Genomic DNA, 17,875 nt, shown 5'->3' with positions numbered 1-17,875 from the left:
CGCTCGCACACCGGATAAAGCAGGGCAACACCGACAAATCGCACCCACTTATCCACAGGCGAGTGACACGACCCGGTAACGGCAACAAGAATGCGTGTGTGGCACCCTTCCGGAAGCTTCCGGAGACGGTGTCCGTGTTTCGGGGTGGGCCGGGCCGTCTGAAGAGCATCGGCCCGTAGAACGGGCCGAGGAGGGCCGGGTGACGACCTATGACGATCGAGCGAGCCTCACAGATCTGACCACCACAGCGGAGCGTGTCCGCAGGTCGGTGGAGGGTGTGATCGAGGGCAAGCCTGAGGTCGTACGGCTTTCGCTGACAGTGCTGCTCGCCGAGGGGCATCTGCTGATCGAAGATGTGCCGGGCGTGGGCAAGACAATGCTGGCCAAGGCGCTGGCGCGGTCCATCGACTGTTCGGTGCGGCGTATCCAGTTCACGCCGGATCTGCTGCCGTCCGACATCACCGGTGTGTCGATCTTCGACCAGCAGCGGCGCGACTTCGAGTTCAAACCGGGCGCGATCTTCGCCCAGATCGTGATCGGCGACGAGATCAACCGCGCGTCGCCCAAGACGCAGTCGGCGCTGCTGGAGTCGATGGAGGAGCGCCAGGTCACCATTGACGGGAATACTTACGAACTGCCAAGCCCCTTCATGGTGGTGGCCACCCAGAACCCGGTGGAGATGGAGGGCACCTATCCGCTGCCGGAGGCGCAGCGGGACCGCTTCATGGCGCGGGTTTCGATCGGCTACCCCAGCGCGGACGCCGAGCTGCAGATGCTCGATGTGCACGGCGGGGTCTCGCCACTCGACGATCTGCAGCCGGTTGCCCACGCCCACGACATCGTGAAACTGATCGACGCCGTGCGTACGGTCCATGTCGCCGACTCCGTTCGGCGGTACGCCGTGGAGCTGGTGGCGGCCACCCGCAGCCACGCGGACCTGAGACTGGGCGCATCGCCGCGCGCCACGCTGCATCTGCTGCGTGCCGCGAAGGCCTCGGCGGCGCTCAGCGGCCGTGACTACGCCCTGCCGGACGATGTCCAGGCACTGGCCGTGCAGGTGCTCGCGCACCGGCTGCTGCCCACCGCGCAGGCCCAGTTGAACCGGCGTACGGCGGAGCAGGTCGTGCTGGAGATCATGCAGCGCACCCCGGTGCCCACGGCCGGCGGCTCCGACAGCGTCTATGTCCCGGGCCGGCCGGCCCAGGCGCCGCTCTACGGCCAGCAGCCCGGCGCCCGGCGGCTGTGATGTCGTCGGCTGGGGGCCCCGCCGCCGCGGAAGGCAAGGACGCGAGCGGCCTGCGGGCGGCCCTGGGCGGGCTCACCACACGCGGGCGTTCCTTCTTCGCGGCCGGCGTGGCGGCGGCGTTGTGCGCGTATGTCCTCGGGCAGGGCGACCTGCTTCGCGTCGGGCTGCTGCTGGCCGTGCTGCCGCTGGTCTGTGTGGCCGTGCTGTACCGCACCCGCTACCGGGTCGCGGGCAGCCGGCGGCTCTCGCCCTCGCGGGTGCCTGCGGGATCCGAGGCGCGGGTCCACCTGCGCATGGACAACGTCTCGCGGCTGCCCACCGGGCTGCTGATGCTCCAGGACCATGTGCCGTACGTGCTGGGGCCGCGGCCCCGGTTCGTGCTGGACAGGGTGGAGGCGGGCGGCCGGCGCGAGGTGTCCTACCGGGTCCGTTCGGATCTGCGCGGGCGCTATCCGCTCGGGCCGCTGCAGCTGCGGCTGAGCGACCCGTTCGGGATGTGCGAACTGACCCGCTCCTTCAGCGCGTACGACACCCTCACCGTCATTCCGCGGACCGAGGCGCTGCCTGCGGTGAGGCTGGCGGGCGAGGCCTCGGGGTACGGCGACGGGCGGCAGCGCTCGCTGGCGCTGGCGGGCGACGACGACATAATCCCGCGCAGCTACCGCTACGGCGACGATCTGCGCCGGGTGCACTGGCGCTCCACCGCGCGCTACGGCGAGCTGATGGTGCGCCGCGAGGAGCAGCCGCAGCGGGCCAGGTGCACGGTGCTGCTCGACACCCGGCGGATCGCCTTTCAGGGTGCGGGTCCCGACTCGGCCTTCGAGTGGGCGGTGTCGGGCGCGGCCTCGGCCCTGGTGCACATGCTGGAACGGGGCTTCGCGGTCCGGCTGTTGACGGACACCGGAAGCTCGGTGCCCAGTGAGGGCGCCGACGGCTTCGCCGGGTCCACCCAGGAGTCCGCGGACTCCGCGGGTCTGATGATGGACACGCTCGCGGTCGTCGACCACTCCGACGGGGCCGGGCTCTCGCGCTCGTACGACGTGCTGCGCGGCGGGAACGAAGGGCTGCTGGTCGCCTTCTTCGGCGATCTGGACGAGGAGCAGGCGGCCCTGGCCGCCCGCATGCGGCAGCGCAGCGGCGCGGCCGTCGCCTTCGTCCTGGACAGCGGGACCTGGGTGACGAGCGGCGCGGTGGCCGGCGCGGTCGACGACCGGCTGAGGCTGCTGCGCGAGGCGGGCTGGACGGCCCTGTCCGTGTCGCCCGGGACGCCGCTCTCCGACCTGTGGCAGCAGGCGGGCCGGCAGCGCAGCGAGTCGTCCGGCAGCGGTACGAACGGTTTCTCTGGGGGTTGGTCATGAGCGGTCGCGGACGGCTGGCTCTCTGTGCCTTCGCCGCCACCCTGATGGCGGCGGGCGCGATGCTGCCGCTGGTCGATCCGGCGAGCTGGATGGTGCAGGCGGCGTTCCTGCTGGCGATCCAGAGCGGGGTGGGGGCGCTTGCCCGGCGGGTGCCGCTGGCCAGGCCGCTGACGGTGACGGTGCAGGCGCTCGTCACGCTGCTGCTGCTCACCGTGGTCTTCGCCCGCAGCCAGGCGATTCTCGGCGTGCTGCCGGGTCCCGACGTGTTCCAGCAGTTCGGGACGTTGCTGAACGCCGGTGGCGAGGACGTCGGGCGGTACGCGATCCCGGCGCCGGCGACCGACGGCATCAGGCTCATGGTGATCGGCGGGGTGCTGCTGATCGGCCTGGCGGTGGACGCGCTCGCGGTGACGTTCCGCAGTGCCGCCCCGGCCGGGCTGCCGCTGCTCGCGCTGTACTCGGTGGCCGCGGGCCTGTCCGGCGGCGCGAGCTGGATGTGGTTCCTGCTCGCGGCCTCCGGATATCTGCTGCTCCTGCTGGCCGAGGGCCGGGACCGGCTCTCCCAGTGGGGCCGCGTCTTCGGCGGTGCCGCACCCGGGCAGGGACGCAGCCCCGCCGGGCTCGACTCGGCGGGCGGCAATGCCCTGGCACCGGTCCGTACGGGCCGCCGGATCGGCGCGCTCGCGCTGGGCGTCGCCCTCGTGGTCCCGGCGGCCCTGCCCGCACTGGACGGCGGTCTGCTGGAGAGCACGGGCAGCGGGGACGGCCCGGGCTCCGGCGGCGGCACCATCTCCGCGGTGAACCCGCTGGTCTCGCTGCAGGACAGCCTCAACCAGCCGGAGGACCGCGAGGTCATCCGGTATCGCACCAACGCGACGGAGACCAAAGACCTCTATCTGCGGATCGTCGCGCTGGACCAGTTCGACGGGACTGCGTGGAAGTCCTCGGAGCGCAAGGTCAAGGACGTGCCGGACCGGCTTCCGCAGCCGGACGGCCTGAGCACGTCCGTAGGCGTCACCGAGATCAAGACGAACATCTCGGCCGCGGGCTCGTACAAGCAGAGCTGGCTGCCGCTCCCCTACCCGGCGACGCAGGTAAAGATCAACGGACGCTGGCGCTACGAGCCCGCCGGCCGGACCCTGGTGGGTGACCGTGGTCAGGACACCCGTGGCGCGCAGTACTCCGTCACCAGCCTGCTGGTGAAGCCGACGCCGGATCAGCTGGCAAGCGCGCCCACCCCGCCCTCCAAGCTGCTGCGCGAGTACACCCGGGTTCCCGATGCGCTTCCCGACGTGGTCAGAAACACCGCGAAGGCGGTGACCAGGGGCGCCACGAACGACTACGAGCGGGCGGTCAAGCTCCAGGACTGGTTCGCGATCGAGGGCGGCTTCCGCTACGACACCCAGGTGCAGTCGGGCACGGGCGTCAACGCGATCTCCCGCTTCCTGAGGGAGAAAGAAGGCTTCTGCGTCCACTTCTCGTTCTCGATGGCCGCGATGGCCAGGACGCTGGGCATACCGGCGCGGGTCGCGGTGGGCTTCACCCCGGGCTCCCCGCGGGCGGACGGCACCGTGTCGGTCGGACTGCGCGAGGCGCACGCCTGGCCGGAGCTGTACTTCGAGGGCGTGGGGTGGACGCGGTTCGAGCCGACCCCGAGCCGGGGCTCCGCGCCCGACTACACGCGCCCGGAGTCACCGTCCGGCGGGGCGACCAACCCGACCCAGCCCGAGACCAGCGCTGCGGCGACGCCGTCGGCCGCGCCTTCGGTGTCGGACACCTGCCCGGCGCAGCAGGCAAAGCAGCTCGGCGAGTGCGGAGCGGCCGCTCCGCAGGAGATCCTGCCGCCGACCGACCCCGGGACCCCGCTGGGGACCGTGCTGGGTGTGAGCCTGGCCGTCGTGGCGGTGGTGCTGGTGCCGCTGCTGCCGATGCTGTGGCGGATCAGGGTGCGCGCACGACGCCTCGGCTCCAGCGGGCGCACGTCCGAGGACGCGGCGAACCGGACGCTGGCGGCCTGGCAGGAGATCTCCGATACGGCGTGGGACCACGGCATCCTGCCCGACGAATCGCAGACGCCGCGCAAGGCCGCTGCCCGCATCGTCCGGCTGGGACAGCTGGAGGGCGAGGCGGCCGACGCAGTGCACCGGGTGGCCAGTGCGGTGGAGCAGGTGCTGTATGCGCCTCAGCCGCGGCCGGGCACGGGGCTGGCGGATGACGCCGAGGAGATCCGGGCCGGGCTCGGGGCCGCAGTGGGCCGCGGTACGCGGCTGTGGGCCCTGCTCGCGCCCCGCTCCACCGTCCGAGTGGTGTGGGCCCTGTCGGCGCGCTGGGCGGCCGTCACGGACCGGTGGGGCGTGCGCAGGTGGCGTCTTGACCGGTGGTCTGGCAGCCAGTGGGCGGCCGGCCGGTGGTCGGGAATCCTGCGCCGCGCATCCCGGCAGCGGGGCTGACGCGGGGCTGACCGCAGCGGGCCGGGCGCGAGCCCGGCCCGACTCCCGCTCGAGTTGCCGTACGAGAACTCAGGTGCTGTACGAGAGGTGCTGTGCGAGACCTCGAGGCGCAGTACGAGAAACGGTGAGGGGCGACGCTCTTGAGCGTCGCCCCTCACCGTTTTCAGCACGTTTTGATTAGGCGGTTCAGTGGCCCTGTTCATCGCGGCGGCGCTGCCACCGCTGCTCGATCCGGTCCATCATCGACCTGCGTCGACGGGGATGGCGGCCGGCGGGAGCTGCCGTGTCCCCCACGGCCTGCTGCTCACCCGGTTTGGGCGCTTTGCGCCATCCGGTGACCGCGAGCACCGCACAGCCCAGCATGACGAGGAATCCCACCACGCTGATCCAGATCTGCTGCGCGACCATTCCAGCCATGAGGAGCGCGATACCCACCAGGAAGCCGACGACTGCCTGGTAGACCCGTCGCCGGGTGTATGTACGCAGCCCGCTTCCCTCAAGCGCTGTCGCGAACTTGGGATCTTCGGCGTACAGCGCTCGCTCCATTTGCTCGAGCATTCGCTGCTCGTGCTCCGAGAGCGGCACGGAGTCCTCCTAGTTGTCGGCCGCGGGGGGCGACCGGTAAGCGGCCCTTTCAGGATAGGCAGGGAATCGCCCCCGTGAAACCCGCCCTCTACGCCAATTCGCCAGTCCGGGCCGCCATGGCGGCTTAGGTGCTGAGGCGTAGATTCCCCAACCTCCGATCCGTCATGCCGGATGGTGTCCTCCGATCATACGGGGCGAAGCCCACGATCGGGGGGTCTGTGGCGTACTCCATGTGCGGCTGCGCCGCTGATCAGCCCCGCTTCTCGCCCAGAACGTGCAGCTGAGTCGCGACGGAGTGGAAGGCGGGCAGCTCGGCCGCCGCCGCCTCCAGCTTGAGCAGCGCGTCCAGCGCGCCGGGCTCGGTGTCCACCAGGACGCCCGGGACCAGGTCGGCGAAGACCCTTACGCCGTGCACGGCACCCACCTCGACACCGGCCTCGGCGACGAGTTCGGTGAGCTGCTCGGCGGTGAAGCGGCGCGGCACCGGGTCGCCGTCGCCCCAGCGGCCCGCGGGGTCGGTGAGCGCGTGGCGGGCCTCGGCGAAGTGCCCGGCCAGCGCCCTGGCCAGGACGGCCCCGCCGAGCCCGGCGGCGAGCAGGCTGATGGCACCGGCCGGACGGAGCGCGTCCACCGCGTTGCGTACGCCCTCGGCGGGGTCGTCCACGTACTCCAGGACGCCGTGGCACAGCACCACGTCGTACCCGTCGCGCTCCGCGACGTCGAACAGGCCGTGGATGTCGCCCTGGACCCCGCGGACCCGGTCGGCCACACCGGCCTCGGCGGCCCGGCGCTCCAGCGCGAAGAGTGCGTTCGGGCTGGGGTCGACCACGGTGACGCGGTGCCCGAGCTGGGCGACGGGCACCGCGAAGTAGCCGCTGCCGCCTCCGGTGTCGAGGACGTCCAGGGCGTCCGTCCCGGTTGCCTTGACCCGGCGGTCGAGGGCGTCCTTGAGGACGTCCCAGACCACGGCGGTACGGAGGGAGGCGCGGGGGCGCATCAGGTCCGACACGGCAGTTGACTCCTCGGACGGTGCGAATACGTTGAATACCTTGAAGATGCAGTCCACCCTATTGCCTCCGCCGGGCGCCCCAGCCCTCCGTCTTCTCACCGCCGGCGGCTGCCCTGCGCCTCACCCTGCGGCGCCCCCCGTCTCCGGTTGCTCGCCCCTCGGCTGTGGCAGCACCGGCTGGAGCACCAGCAGCCGCTCGACCAGGCGCAGGAACATGGCCGCGTCGCGCAGCAGATCGTCGGCGTCGCGGCGGCTCGCCGCGCCCTGTATGCCCGCCTCCGCGCGCGCCCTGCGCCGGGCGCCCGAGGCGAACAGGGCGCTCCATTCGGTCAGTTCGGGCGCGATCTCAGGCAGGACTTCCCAGGCGCTTCGGATCCTCTGCCTGCGGCGTGCGCCGGTCTCCGGGCGACCGCGGGCGGCCAGCACCGCGGCCGCGGTGCGCAGGGCGGCCAGATGGGCGGTGGCGTACTGCTCGTTCGGTGTTTCGAGAGCGGCGGCCTCGTCCAGTCCCGTACGGGCCTGGGCGAGCAGGTCGAGGGCGGCGGGCGGTGCCGAGGCCCGCCGCAGGACGGGGTGCACGTCGTTCGCCGGTCCGGTCAGTGAGGGGGCAGGGCCGGTGGCGCGGCGCCGGTGTGCGGCTGCTGCGTAGGAGCTGGCCATGACGAACCTCCTGTCGTCGTGTGACGGCACTGTGGCCGTATGTGTCCATCGTGAAGGGCACCACTGACAATCGGCTCTGACCTGCGCCTTTGCTTCGATCACAGGTTCGGGGGTATTTTTGCACTGACCGGTCAGTACAAAAATGGGGGAGGGTTCGTGGACAGCCCGCACGGGGCGGCCGTAACCGCCGAGGACTTGGGGCTCAAGGGCCCGCGCGGCTGGGCGTTCCGCTCGGTGAGCATCAAGGCGGAACCCGGCTCACTCGTCGCGATCGAGGGCCCGTCCGGTTCCGGCCGCACCTGCCTGCTGCTCGCGCTCACCGGCCGGATGCGCCCCACCGAGGGCAGTGCCGAGGTCGGCGGTCTGCCGCTGCCGCGCAAGATGGCGGCCGTACGCAGGATCAGCGCGCTCGGGCCGGTGCCTGGGGTCAGCGAGCTCGACCCGGCGCTGACCGTTGCCGAACATCTGCGCGAACGGGCCTGGCTGCAGCGCCGTTTCGACGGCTCGCTGCGCGCCCTGCTGCGCCCGCGCGCCGAGAGGATCGCCGCGGCCCGGAGCCGTATCGACACAGCACTCGAGGCAGCCGGACTAGACGTGGCCGCACTCCCCAAGCAGGAACGCACTTCCGTGCGCGATCTGGAGCGGCTGGAGGCGCTGCGCCTGTACGTCGCCCTCGCGCTGATCGGCCGCCCCGGCCTGCTCGCGGTCGACGACACCGACCTCAAGCTCTCCGACGTCGACCGGGCCGAGGCCTGGCAGCTGCTGCGCTCCGTCGCCGAGGCCGGCACAACGGTGCTCGCCGTGTGCAGCCAGGCGCCCGAGGGCAGGACCGCCATCCGCACGATCACGGTCGAAAACACCAGCACAGTCGAAAGCACCAGCACAGCTGAAGAAACCGAGACGGCCGAGAACACCGGCACGGCCGAAAGCACCGAGACGGCCGAGAACACCGGCACGGCCGACAACACCGAGTCGACCGAAGACACCACCGAAAGCACCACCGACGACGAGGAGGGGACGGCCGATGCGATCGCCGAAACTCGCCGCGCTTGAGCTGAAGCGGTTCGGCAGGGGGAAGCTGCCGCGCGCCGCACTCGTCGCGGTCCTGCTGCTGCCGCTGCTCTACGGCGCGCTGTACCTGTGGTCCTTCTGGGACCCGTACGGACAGCTCAACAAGATCCCCGTCGCCCTCGTCAACGACGACAAGGGAGCCACCGCCGCCGGCAAGAAGATCGCCGCCGGCGACGAGATCACCAAGGGCCTGCGCGAGAGCAAGGTCTTCGAATGGCACGAGGTGAGCGCCGCCGATGCCCGCAAGGGCGTCGAGGACGGTGCGTACTACCTCTCGCTGACCATGCCGAAGGACTTCAGCGAGCGCATCGCGTCCAGCTCGGGCAACTCCCCCGAGACCGGCGCCCTTCAGGTCCGTACGAACGACGCCAACAACTACATCGTCGGTCAGATCTCGCGGACGGTCTTCTCGGAGGTGCGCACGGCCGCGTCGACCAACACCTCCCGCACCTTCCTGGACCGGATCTTCATCTCCTTCTCCGACATCCATGACGCGACCGAGAAGGCCGCAAAGGGCGCCGACAAGCTCAAGGACGGGGTCGGCAAGGCGAAGGAGGGCTCCAAGGACCTCGCTGACGGCCTGAAGGACGCCAAGGACGGCAGCGGCAGGCTGGCCGGCGGCCTGACCAAGCTGAACAAGGGCGCGGGCGACCTCGAGACCGGCTCGCAGAAGGTCGCCGACGGCACCCAGGCGCTCGCCGACAAGGTCAACAAGATCGCCGCCGACGTCCGTCCGTACCTCAAGGACAACGGCACGACGATCGGCGACACGGCCCGCCTGGTCGCCGATTCGTCCCAGGCGGTACGCCGCAACCTCGGCATCCTCGTGAAGACGGCGCCCGGCCGCGCGGCCCTCGCCCACAAGTCGGCCGACAAGCTGAGCAGCATCTACAAGGCGCGCTGCGAGGACGCCGTGCTGCCCGACCCGGCCCTCTGCTCCGACCTCAAGACCGCCAAGGACACGGCGGCCGATGTCGCCAAGGTCGCCGACGACGTCAATGCCCTGATCAAGGACAACAACGGCAGTCTGAAGACGCTGGACGGCCATCTCGCCACGCTGCAGCGGCAGGCGACAGACCTCGCCAAGCGGTCACCGCGCCTGGACGAGGACCTGGAGTACGCCGTCGCAAAGATCAACGAGCTCAACTCGGGTGCCAAGAAGGTCGCTCAGGGCGCGGACAAACTGCACACCGGCCTGGGCGGCGCCAAGACCGGCTCGACCGATCTCGACAGCGGCGTCGGCAAGCTCAAGAAGGGCGCCAACAGCCTGGATGGCGGCCTCTTCAAGCTCGCCGACGGTTCGACCGAGCTGGCCGGCGGGCTCAACGACGGCGTGGACAAGATCCCTGACTACGACAAGACGGACCGCGACCGCCGCACCGAGGTGATGGCCGACCCCGTCAAGCTGGCCAGCCAGTCGCTGCACAAGGCGCCCAACTACGGCACCGGTTTCGCCCCGTACTTCATCCCGCTCTCCCTCTGGGTGGGCGCGATGGTCGCGTACATGATCATCCAGCCGCTGAGCCGACGGGCCCTCGCCGTCGGCGCCTCCGCCTGGCGGATCGCCGTGGCCGGCTGGCTGCCCGTCGCCGCGATCGGACTCGCCCAGGTCGCCGCGCTGATGTCCGTACTGCATTGGGGCCTCGGCATGAAGATGGCGTACGCGGCCGGGACGGTGGGCTTCCTCGCCCTCGTCACCTGCTGCTTCGCCGCGATCATCCAGTGGCTGAACGCACGCTTCGGGGCCGCGGGCCGGATCCTCGTGCTCGCCCTCCTGATGCTTCAGCTGACCTCGGCCGGCGGAACCTACCCCGTCCAGACCAGCCCAGGGTTCTTCAACGCCATCCACCCCTTCCTCCCGATGAGTTACGTCGTCGAGGCGCTGCGCCGGCTCATCACGGGCGGCGGACTCGGCCCGGTCTGGCAGGCGTGCGCGGTGCTGATCGCCTTCACCGCGGGCGCGATCGCGCTCACCGCCGTGTCCGCGCGGCGCAAGCAGGTGTGGACGCTCGACCGTCTGCACCCCGAGCTGAGTCTGTGAGGCGGGCCGACCTGTGAGAATCGACACCATGGACGCCATGGACAGCACCAGCACCAGACGCCGGGCGACCCGGGCAAGGCTCTACGAGGCCGCGGTCACGCTCATAGCCGAGCAGGGCTTCTCCGCCACCACGGTGGACGAGATCGCCGAACGCGCCGGGGTCGCCAAGGGCACGGTCTACTACAACTTCAAGAGCAAGACCGAGCTCTTCGAGGAGCTGCTGCGGTACGGCGTCGGCCTGCTCACCGCCTCGCTGCAGTCCGCCGCCGACGAGGCGACGGAGCACGGCCGCACCAAGGTCGAGGCGCTGGACGCGATGATCAAGGCCGGTCTGGTCTTCATAGACCGCTATCCGGCCTTCACCCAGCTGTACGTCGCCGAACTGTGGCGCACCAACAGGGCCTGGCAGTCGACGCTTCTCGTCGTACGGCAGCAGGCGGTCGCCGTCGTCGAGACGGTGCTGCGGGAAGCCGTCGAGAACGGCGAGCTGAGCGAGGAGATCGACATTCCGCTGACGGCGGCGGCGCTGGTCGGGATGGTGCTGGTGGCGGCGCTGGACTGGCAGGCCTTCCAGCCGGAGCGGTCGCTCGACGATGTGCACTCGGCCCTGTCGCGGCTGCTGCACGGCCGCGTCAGCGGCCGCTGAAGGGGCGGTACGAGCGGGCCCGTGCCCGCGGCCACGTGAAAGGCCGTTCGACACAGAAGTGCCGTTCCGGCGAGGCTCGATCCCCCCGAGCCCCGCCGGAACGGCGTGTTACCCCCGTGTCCCCCCGTTCCCCCGTATCCCCCGTTCCCCTCGATTCCCCCGTGGTGCCGGAGGACCCTGGTCATCGGGCCCTCCGTCGTGCGCCCCCGTTCCGTCGGGGGTGCCGCGCCGTTCCGCCGCCCCGTGTCGGCGGTACCGGCGCCGCGCCCCTTCCGTGGTCCCCACTCTTCCTTCTACGCAGGTGAGACCCCATCCGCGCGCGTACTCATCTCACCCACTAGGTACGGGTACTCAGCCGTCCGTACTCACCCCCACCCGCCCGGCAGGCCGACTGGTCACGATCGCGTCCGCGTCCGTACTCCCTCTCGGACCGATGCGCTGGTCGTCGCCGGGGCAGCGCCGCGAAGGCGGCCGGGGATCCGGGGGTCCGAGGGGTGCCGATAAAGTCGCGGACATGGCACGGATTGCGGTGATCGGCGCCGGGATGGGCGCCATGGCGGCTGCCGCCCGGCTGGCCGTGGCAGGCCACCGGGTGACGGTGTACGAGCGCTCGGCGAGCTACGGCGGCGCGGTGGGCCGGTTCGAGCGCGACGGCTTCGTCTTCGACACCGGCCCCGGTCTGCTGCATCTGCCCGCCGTCTGGCGGGACTTGTTCGTCAAGACCGGCAAGGAGCCGCTGGAGCAGTGCCTCGGGCTGGTCCAGGTGGACCCGTCGAGCCGGCATGTGTTCGCCGACGGCAGCGAGGTGTCCCTGCCGAACGCCTCGCGGGCCGGCATCGTCACCGCGCTCGAAGCCGCGCTGGGCGCAGGGGCGGGCGAGCGGTGGGGCGCGTTCCTCGGGCGGGCCAGGGACGCCTGGGACCGTTCCCGGCGGCCACTGCTCGAAGAGCCGCTGTGGGCCGACTGGCAGGTGCTGAAGCGCGATCCGTATCCCGCACCGCGTCAGCGCAGGCTGCTGCGCGCCCGGCAGGCCTCCACGGTCTCCGAGGTCGCCGCGTGGGAGCTTGCGGAACCGCGGCTTGCGGCACTGCTCGAGGGGTACGCCCTGGCGTACGGCCTGGATCCCCGGCGCGCCCCGGCGAGCGCCGCCCTGCTGCCGTACATGGAGCAGACCTTCGGCAGTTGGTACGTCGAGGGCGGGATGCGCGAGCTGGCACGCGCGGTCTACGAGCGGTGTCTGGCCCGCAGGGTGGAGTTCGTCTTCAGGTCCGAGGTGACCCGGATCGTCGAGAAGGACGGGCGGGCGGCGGGAGTCGAGCTCGCCGGGGGCACCGTCGCCGAGGCCGACCATGTGGTGGCGGGCGCCGAGGCTCCGGATCTCGTCGGGCACGAGCTGTGGCGGGACGGCGACGTACGGCCTCAACAGGGCGCCGGCGGCGGGCAGTTGCCTGGCAGGTTCACCGTGCTGCTCGCCCTGCGTGGGGCGCGGCCCGCATCGGCCGTCCACCGGAGCGTGGTGCACTCCCCCGACGCCGGGGCGGAGGCGGCCGCGGTCTTCGGCGGGCGGACGGCCGAGCGGCCCACCGTCACCGTGCTGCGGCCCGACGATCCCCGCACCCGCCCCGACGACGAGCACGAGGCGATCACCCTCTCCGCGACGGTCATGGGGCACGGCGGCCCGGCCGACTGGACCGACGCGTCGCTGCGCGAGGGGTACGCCGAGGTGCTGATCGACGCCGGGTCCGCGGCCGTACCGGAGATACGCGAGCGCCTGCTGTGGCACGAGACCCTGACGCCCGCCGAGACGGGACCGCTGCCCGCGCCCGCGCTCGCCGGGGAGGGCGGACGCTGTCTGCATCCGGCGAACAGCACACGGCTGCCCGGCCTGTATCTGGTGGGCGGCCGCGCGCACCCGGGCGGCGGTCTTGCGCACGCGGGAATGTCGGGGGCACTGGTGGCCGGGCTGATCGTGGAGGGCGCGGACTTCCGCGGCTCCCGGTAGCGGGCTCCCAGTTACCGGCTGTCAGTAACCAGCCGCCGGTAACCGGATGTCAGCATCCGGTTGTCAGTAGCGGTACTGCTGCTCATTGTACCCGGCGTCGTAGCCGTAGGGGGAGGGCTGCTCCTGCGGCATCGGCGGCGCTTCCTGCTCGCCGTCGCGCTGCTGCGGCACCCACACCCCGCCGGGCGGCGTCTCGCTGTACTGGTTCTGGGCGTACGGGTCGGCGTACTGCTGCTGGCCGCCGTAACCGTCGTACGTCTCGTACGTGTTGTACTGCTGGCCGCCCACATACGGATCGGAGTACGCGGCGTACTGCTGCTGTCCTGTGCCGTAGTCGTACTGCCCGGCATAGCTGTCCTGGCCCGCCGGCTGCTGCTGCCCGTAGCCGGAGTAGCTGTCGTACGAGCCGCCGTACTGTGCGTAGTTCTGGCTCTGGTCCTGCTGCTGGGCCGCATAGGCGGCGTCGCTGTACACGCCATACTGCCCGGTGTCGTCCGGGAGCGGCTGCGGCTCGTAGACCGGTTCCCGCTGCGGCGCCGACGCGGCGGGCTCGTACGGGTCGGGTTCATACGGGTCGGGCTCGTACGGCGCGGCGGGCTCGTAGGAGAGGTCGGTGACCTCCAGCGAGGGCTCGCGCGAAGCCGCCCCCGACTTGGCGCCCGACTTGCGGCGGGGGCTCACGCCCGGGCTTCCGCCGAGCGCCCAGCCCGTGGAGAAGCCGCGGCGGAAGGAGAGCGTGACATACGTCTGGCCGACGGCGAAGGCGATCGCGCCGACCGCGATCACCACGACGGAGGGCAGCAGGACGCCGAAGACCACGCCGAGGAATCCGACGAAGGCGAGAAGTCGCCAGCGCAGCCGCGCCTTGTACTGCAGCAGCACCTCACCGAGCAGCCACAGCGCGACGACACCGAACGCGATATAGAGGACCGTCCAGCCCATGCCCGCCCCTCTCCTACGGCCGTCGCCCCGGGTCGGGGCGGGTACGACCGATCACGACTGCTCGTGCAGTCCGAGATTCTCGTAGATTTCCAGCGTCGCCGTGGAGTTGTTGAGCGTAATGAAGTGCAGTCCGGGGACTCCCTCGGAGAGCAGCCCTGCGCAGAACTCCGTCGCGAACTCGATGCCAATGGAGCGTACAGCGGCCGGATCGTCCTTGGCGGTGAGGATCCTCTCTTTCAGATCCGGCGGGAACGCGGCATTGCTGAGCTGCGCAAACCGCTCGAGCTGCTTGACGCTGGTGACGGGCATGATCTCGGGGATGATCGGGGTCTCGCAGCCCGTGGCCGCGACCCGGTCGCGCAGCCGCAGATAGTCCTCGGGCCTGAAGAACATCTGCGTGATCGCGTAGTCGGCGCCGGCCCGGCACTTGTCCACGAAGTGGCGGATATCGGTGTCCCAGTCCTCCGAGCGCGGATGCATCTCGGGGAAGGCCGCTACGCCGACGCAGAAGTCACCGGACTCCTTGATCAGCCGGACCAGCTCGGCGGCGTACCGCACGCCCTCGGGGTGCTTGACCCACTCGCCCATCGGGTCGCCGGGCGGGTCGCCCCGGACGGCGAGGATGTTGCGGATCCCGGCGTCGGCGTACTGGCCGATCATGTTGCGCAGTTCGGCGATGGAGTGGTCCACCGCGGTGAGGTGCGCGACGGGCGTCAGAGTGGTGTCGGCGGCGATCTGCTGGGTGGCCTTGACCGTGCCGGCGCGCGTCGAGCCGCCGGCGCCATAGGTCACGGAGACGAAGTTGGGGGCGACCGCCTCGACCCTGCGGAGCGCATTCCAGAGGTTCCGCTCACCCTTCTCGGTCTTGGGCGCCCAGAACTCGAAGGAGTAGGAAGTTTTGCCGGTTGCAAGAAGCTCGCGCACGGTCCGTGCGCGATCCGTCCTGGTCGAAGCTGTACCGAGGGCCATACCCGCAGGCTATCCAGGGCGCGCCGGTCACCCAACCGAACGGAGGAAATATGTCCGAATTTGCCGGGTTACTGTCCACCCTTCGGACAGTTATCGAATACGCTCCCGCACCCGCTTGGCGAGGGACGCCGTCGCCGCTGCCGGGTCGTCGGCCTCGGTGATCGCCCGCACGACGACGATCCTGCGCGCGCCCGCGTCCAGCACCTCGTCGAGGTTGCCCGCGTCGATCCCGCCGATCGCGAACCACGGCCGGTCGGTCTCAAGCCCCGCCGCATACCGCACGAGGCCGAGTCCGGGGGCGTAGCGCCCGGGCTTGGTCGGGGTGGGCCAGCAGGGGCCGGTACAGAAGTAGTCCACGCCGGGCTCGGCGACGGCCGCGTCGACCTCGGACTCGGCGTGCGTGGAGCGGCCTATGAGCACCTCGTCGCCGAGGATCGCGCGGGCGGCCGGGACCGGCAGATCGCCCTGCCCCAGATGCAGCACGTCGGAGCCGATGGCATGGCCCACGTCCGCGCGGTCGTTCACGGCGAGCAGCTTGCCGTGCCTGCGGCAGGCGTCGGCGAAGACCTGGAGGTGCTCCAGCTCCTCGGCGGCCTCCATGCCCTTGTCGCGCAGCTGCACGATGTCGACCCCCGAGGAGAGCACGGCGTCGAGGAACCCGGCGAGGTCGCCCTGCTGCCTGCGGGCGTCCGTGCACAGATAGAGCCGGGCGTCGGACAGCAGCGCACGAGCCGTGGACATGAGTGTTCCCCCCGGGGTGGGTCGGCGGTGTGCGGGCAGGAACCACTGGCCCCCCTGCCCGCACACCGCGTGGTGTTGTCTTCAGGACATCAGACGGCGAGCGCCTGGGCCCGGCGCTTCACCTCCGTGCCGCGATTCTCGCTGAGCGCCTGCGCGGGCGTGCCCGGCAGGGTCGGGTCGGGGGTGAAGAGCCACTCAAGCATCTCTTCGTCGGTGAAGCCGTCGTCCTTCAGGAGCGTCAGGGTCCCGGCGAGACCCTTGACCACCTTGTTGCCGTCGATGAAGGCGGCAGGCACCTGAAGCGCGCGGTTCTCACCACGGCGCACGGCGATCAGCTGGCCCTCCTTGACCAGCTGCCGTACGCGTGTCACCTCGACATCGAGCATTTCCGCGATGTCGGGAAGGTGGAGCCAGGCGGGGACGAGAGCATCGATCTTTGCGTCAATCTCGGTCACAGGACAAGCGTGCCATCCCGGACTGACAGTCGGTAGCCGGACCCTGGACAGCAGCCCGCATTCAGCCCTGGACAGCCGCCGCCTTCAGAGGGACGGAGGGATCGGCGGCGATGTCCGGATCCAGCCGCGCGCCGGCCAGGATGAGCTTGCGCCCTTGCGCCAGATCGCGGGCCCGGCCGACGGCGAGGAGCGCGACCAGCGTGCCCTCACGCAGCCACAGCACCGACCACGCGGCGTCCGCCGGATTGCCCCGCCACACCGCCGTGTCGGCGGCCGGGTGATGGCCCGCGTACTGCACAAAGCGCCCGAACTGCTCGGACCAGAAGTACGGCACCGGGTCGTAGACCTCCAGCGGCTGCCCCAGTGTGCTCGCGACGATATTGGCGGCGACCGTGCGCGGCCCGTGCAGGGCGTTGTCCCAGTGGTGCACGAGCAGCCGCTCGCCGTAGCGGCCGGACGGGAAGGAGGCGCAGTCCCCGACGGCGTACACATCGGGCAGCGAGGTGCGCAGATGCTCGTCGGCGGTGATTGCTCCGTCCGGGCCCAGCGCGATGCCCGAGCCGGCGAGCCAGCCGGTGGCGGGGCGTGCGCCGATGCCGACGACCACCGCCCCGGCCGGGAGCTGCCGGCCGTCCGCGAGGATCACCGTGCCGGGCTCGACGTCGGCCACGCGCGCGTGGGTCAGAAGCTCGACGCCGTACTCCGCGTACCAGTCGGCCATCGGGGCGGCGACCTCTGCGGGCAGGGCGTACGCGAGGGGGCGGTCGGCGGCCTCGACGACGGTGACCGCGCAGCCCGTCTCGCGGGCGGCTGTCGCGAACTCCGCGCCGATCCAGCCCGCGCCGACGACCACGATGTCATGCTGCCGCGCGAGGACGGGGCGCAGTCGGGCGGCGTCGTCGAGGGTGCGCAGCAGATGGACGCCCGGGACGCCTTCGGCGCCGGGCAGCGTGATCGGCTCCGCGCCGCTGGCAATGACAAGGACGTCGTACGGGACGGGTCCCGCCTCGGTGTCCAGCTCGTGCGCCTGCGGGCGTACGCCGGTCACCTCGCAGCCCAGCCGCAGTTCGATGTCGAGCGCCTCGAAGTCGAGCTCGAAGGCCGACCCCTCCGCCTTGCCGAGCAGGATCGCCTTGGAGAGGGGGGGCCTGTCGTACGGCTGGTGGGGCTCGGCGCCGATCACGGTGACCGGGCCCGGGAAGCCCTGTTCGCGCAGGGCCACGGCGGTCTGCACGCCGGCCATCCCCGCGCCGACGACGACCACGCGCCGCACGCCCTGTGCTGTCTGCTGCTCGCTCACCCGACAACCTTACGCATCTGACACCCCGTCAGGTAACCGGCTGCTCGACAACGCTCGTCCCGCTGCCCTCCTGAGACTCCCACTCCCAGGTCTCCTCCAGGCGGACTCGCCCGTCCTCGAGCTCGACCACCGTCGAGACACAGTGCCCGGAGGCCGTCCGGCCGTCCGTCTTCAGCTGGACGTACCGGAAGTCCAGCCGGTCGCCCTCCCGCGTCCCCACAAGGTGGCCGCGGACCACGTCGCCGCCCTCGTACTCGGCCCAGATCCGGCCGTCCCGCTCGTGGTACGTGAACCGGGTGCGGGTCCCCACCTGGCCCGGAGCCTGGTCGGCGACCGGCGAGAGTACAAGTCCGTCGAGCGACCGTGCCACAGCTGCTGCTCCCTTACTGCGAGTTGAGGG

Annotated in this window: 16 protein-coding genes; 7 read left to right on the top strand and 9 right to left on the bottom strand. The window is 71.1% G+C overall.

What is annotated here, in order from left to right; all coding sequences use genetic code 11:
* The first annotated feature begins 199 nt into the window (after window positions 1–199).
* Genes QFZ67_RS29170 through QFZ67_RS29160 form a run of 3 tightly spaced genes read left to right on the top strand, consistent with a single transcriptional unit; the run spans window position 200 to window position 5,054 of the window.
* Complete coding sequence (locus QFZ67_RS29170) at window positions 200–1,246, top strand: MoxR family ATPase (RefSeq protein ID WP_307664030.1); 1,047 nt, start codon at window positions 200–202, stop codon at window positions 1,244–1,246.
* Window positions 1,246–2,604: a DUF58 domain-containing protein gene (locus tag QFZ67_RS29165; protein WP_307664029.1), complete on the top strand. Its 1,359-nt coding sequence runs from the start codon at window positions 1,246–1,248 to the stop codon at window positions 2,602–2,604. Before QFZ67_RS29170 ends, QFZ67_RS29165 begins: the two co-directional genes overlap by 1 nt.
* Window positions 2,601–5,054, top strand: coding sequence for a DUF3488 and transglutaminase-like domain-containing protein (locus QFZ67_RS29160; RefSeq protein ID WP_307664027.1), 2,454 nt, complete (start codon window positions 2,601–2,603; stop codon window positions 5,052–5,054). The genes QFZ67_RS29165 and QFZ67_RS29160 overlap by 4 nt, the downstream gene beginning before the upstream one ends.
* A 186-nt stretch (window positions 5,055–5,240) precedes the next feature.
* Here the strand turns inward: QFZ67_RS29160 and QFZ67_RS29155 are convergent, their stop codons facing one another.
* From QFZ67_RS29155 to QFZ67_RS29145, 3 genes are all read right to left on the bottom strand, one after another.
* Complete coding sequence (locus tag QFZ67_RS29155) at window positions 5,241–5,639, bottom strand: DUF3040 domain-containing protein (protein ID WP_307664026.1); 399 nt, start codon at window positions 5,637–5,639, stop codon at window positions 5,241–5,243.
* Between the two features lie 250 nt (window positions 5,640–5,889).
* On the bottom strand, window positions 5,890–6,648 hold the full coding sequence (locus QFZ67_RS29150; RefSeq protein WP_307664025.1) for a methyltransferase: 759 nt from the start codon (window positions 6,646–6,648) through the stop codon (window positions 5,890–5,892).
* 120 nt (window positions 6,649–6,768) lie between these two features.
* Window positions 6,769–7,308 (bottom strand): SAV_6107 family HEPN domain-containing protein, encoded by a 540-nt coding sequence (locus tag QFZ67_RS29145; protein WP_307664024.1) that lies wholly within the window; start codon window positions 7,306–7,308, stop codon window positions 6,769–6,771.
* Between the two features lie 156 nt (window positions 7,309–7,464).
* Here QFZ67_RS29145 and QFZ67_RS29140 point away from each other — a divergent pair, with 156 nt between their 5' ends.
* The 4 genes from QFZ67_RS29140 (at window position 7,465) to QFZ67_RS29125 (ending at window position 13,068) form a co-directional block, all read left to right on the top strand.
* Window positions 7,465–8,361, top strand: a complete 897-nt coding sequence (locus QFZ67_RS29140) for an ATP-binding cassette domain-containing protein (protein ID WP_307664023.1) — start codon at window positions 7,465–7,467, stop codon at window positions 8,359–8,361.
* Window positions 8,333–10,420 carry a YhgE/Pip domain-containing protein gene (locus QFZ67_RS29135; protein WP_307664022.1) on the top strand — a complete coding sequence of 696 codons (2,088 nt, stop codon included), beginning with the start codon at window positions 8,333–8,335 and terminating at the stop codon, window positions 10,418–10,420. Before QFZ67_RS29140 ends, QFZ67_RS29135 begins: the two co-directional genes overlap by 29 nt.
* Window positions 10,421–10,457: 37 nt before the next feature.
* Complete coding sequence (locus QFZ67_RS29130) at window positions 10,458–11,066, top strand: TetR/AcrR family transcriptional regulator (RefSeq protein WP_307664021.1); 609 nt, start codon at window positions 10,458–10,460, stop codon at window positions 11,064–11,066.
* Window positions 11,067–11,580: 514 nt separating this feature from the next.
* Entirely contained in the window at window positions 11,581–13,068 is a 1,488-nt protein-coding gene (locus tag QFZ67_RS29125) for an NAD(P)/FAD-dependent oxidoreductase (protein ID WP_307664020.1), read from the top strand.
* A 63-nt stretch (window positions 13,069–13,131) separates the two neighbouring features.
* On the opposite strand, the gene QFZ67_RS29120 is transcribed toward QFZ67_RS29125, so the two are convergent.
* The 6 genes from QFZ67_RS29120 to QFZ67_RS29095 form a co-directional block, all read right to left on the bottom strand.
* Window positions 13,132–14,010, bottom strand: a complete 879-nt coding sequence (locus QFZ67_RS29120) for a hypothetical protein (protein WP_307664019.1) — start codon at window positions 14,008–14,010, stop codon at window positions 13,132–13,134.
* 51 nt (window positions 14,011–14,061) lie between these two features.
* On the bottom strand, window positions 14,062–14,979 hold the full coding sequence (metF, locus tag QFZ67_RS29115) for a methylenetetrahydrofolate reductase [NAD(P)H] (RefSeq protein WP_307664018.1): 918 nt from the start codon (window positions 14,977–14,979) through the stop codon (window positions 14,062–14,064).
* Between the two features lie 90 nt (window positions 14,980–15,069).
* A complete protein-coding gene (gene thiE / locus QFZ67_RS29110) occupies window positions 15,070–15,720 on the bottom strand; it encodes a thiamine phosphate synthase (protein WP_307664017.1) in 651 nt (216 codons plus the stop codon).
* Window positions 15,721–15,809: 89 nt separating this feature from the next.
* Entirely contained in the window at window positions 15,810–16,175 is a 366-nt protein-coding gene (locus tag QFZ67_RS29105) for an Rv2175c family DNA-binding protein (protein WP_307664016.1), read from the bottom strand.
* A gap of 61 nt (window positions 16,176–16,236) precedes the next feature.
* A complete protein-coding gene (locus tag QFZ67_RS29100; protein WP_307666007.1) occupies window positions 16,237–17,418 on the bottom strand; it encodes an NAD(P)/FAD-dependent oxidoreductase in 1,182 nt (393 codons plus the stop codon).
* Between the two features lie 85 nt (window positions 17,419–17,503).
* Window positions 17,504–17,845 (bottom strand): hypothetical protein, encoded by a 342-nt coding sequence (locus tag QFZ67_RS29095; RefSeq protein ID WP_307664015.1) that lies wholly within the window; start codon window positions 17,843–17,845, stop codon window positions 17,504–17,506.
* Between the last annotated feature and the right edge of the window lie 30 nt (window positions 17,846–17,875).

Origin of the sequence: Streptomyces sp. V1I1, assembly GCF_030817355.1 — a bacterium.
Taxonomy (GTDB): Bacteria; Actinomycetota; Actinomycetes; order Streptomycetales; family Streptomycetaceae; genus Streptomyces.
The sequence above is the reverse complement of the archived record's forward strand: the minus strand, read 5'-3'. Positions and strand labels throughout refer to the sequence as shown.

Excerpts from the sequence above, each read along its gene's own strand:
- QFZ67_RS29165 (WP_307664029.1), top strand. The coding sequence starts at position 1,246 with ATGTCGTCGGCTGGGGGCCCCGCCGCCGCGGAAGGCAAGGACGCGAGC.
- QFZ67_RS29160 (WP_307664027.1), top strand. The coding sequence starts at position 2,601 with ATGAGCGGTCGCGGACGGCTGGCTCTCTGTGCCTTCGCCGCCACCCTG.
- QFZ67_RS29145 (WP_307664024.1), bottom strand. The coding sequence starts at position 7,308 with ATGGCCAGCTCCTACGCAGCAGCCGCACACCGGCGCCGCGCCACCGGC.
- QFZ67_RS29135 (WP_307664022.1), top strand. The coding sequence starts at position 8,333 with ATGCGATCGCCGAAACTCGCCGCGCTTGAGCTGAAGCGGTTCGGCAGG.
- QFZ67_RS29130 (WP_307664021.1), top strand. The coding sequence starts at position 10,458 with ATGGACAGCACCAGCACCAGACGCCGGGCGACCCGGGCAAGGCTCTAC.
- QFZ67_RS29125 (WP_307664020.1), top strand. The coding sequence starts at position 11,581 with ATGGCACGGATTGCGGTGATCGGCGCCGGGATGGGCGCCATGGCGGCT.
- QFZ67_RS29120 (WP_307664019.1), bottom strand. The coding sequence starts at position 14,010 with ATGGGCTGGACGGTCCTCTATATCGCGTTCGGTGTCGTCGCGCTGTGG.
- metF (WP_307664018.1), bottom strand. The coding sequence starts at position 14,979 with ATGGCCCTCGGTACAGCTTCGACCAGGACGGATCGCGCACGGACCGTG.
- thiE (WP_307664017.1), bottom strand. The coding sequence starts at position 15,720 with ATGTCCACGGCTCGTGCGCTGCTGTCCGACGCCCGGCTCTATCTGTGC.
- QFZ67_RS29100 (WP_307666007.1), bottom strand. The coding sequence starts at position 17,418 with ATGGCCGGCGTGCAGACCGCCGTGGCCCTGCGCGAACAGGGCTTCCCG.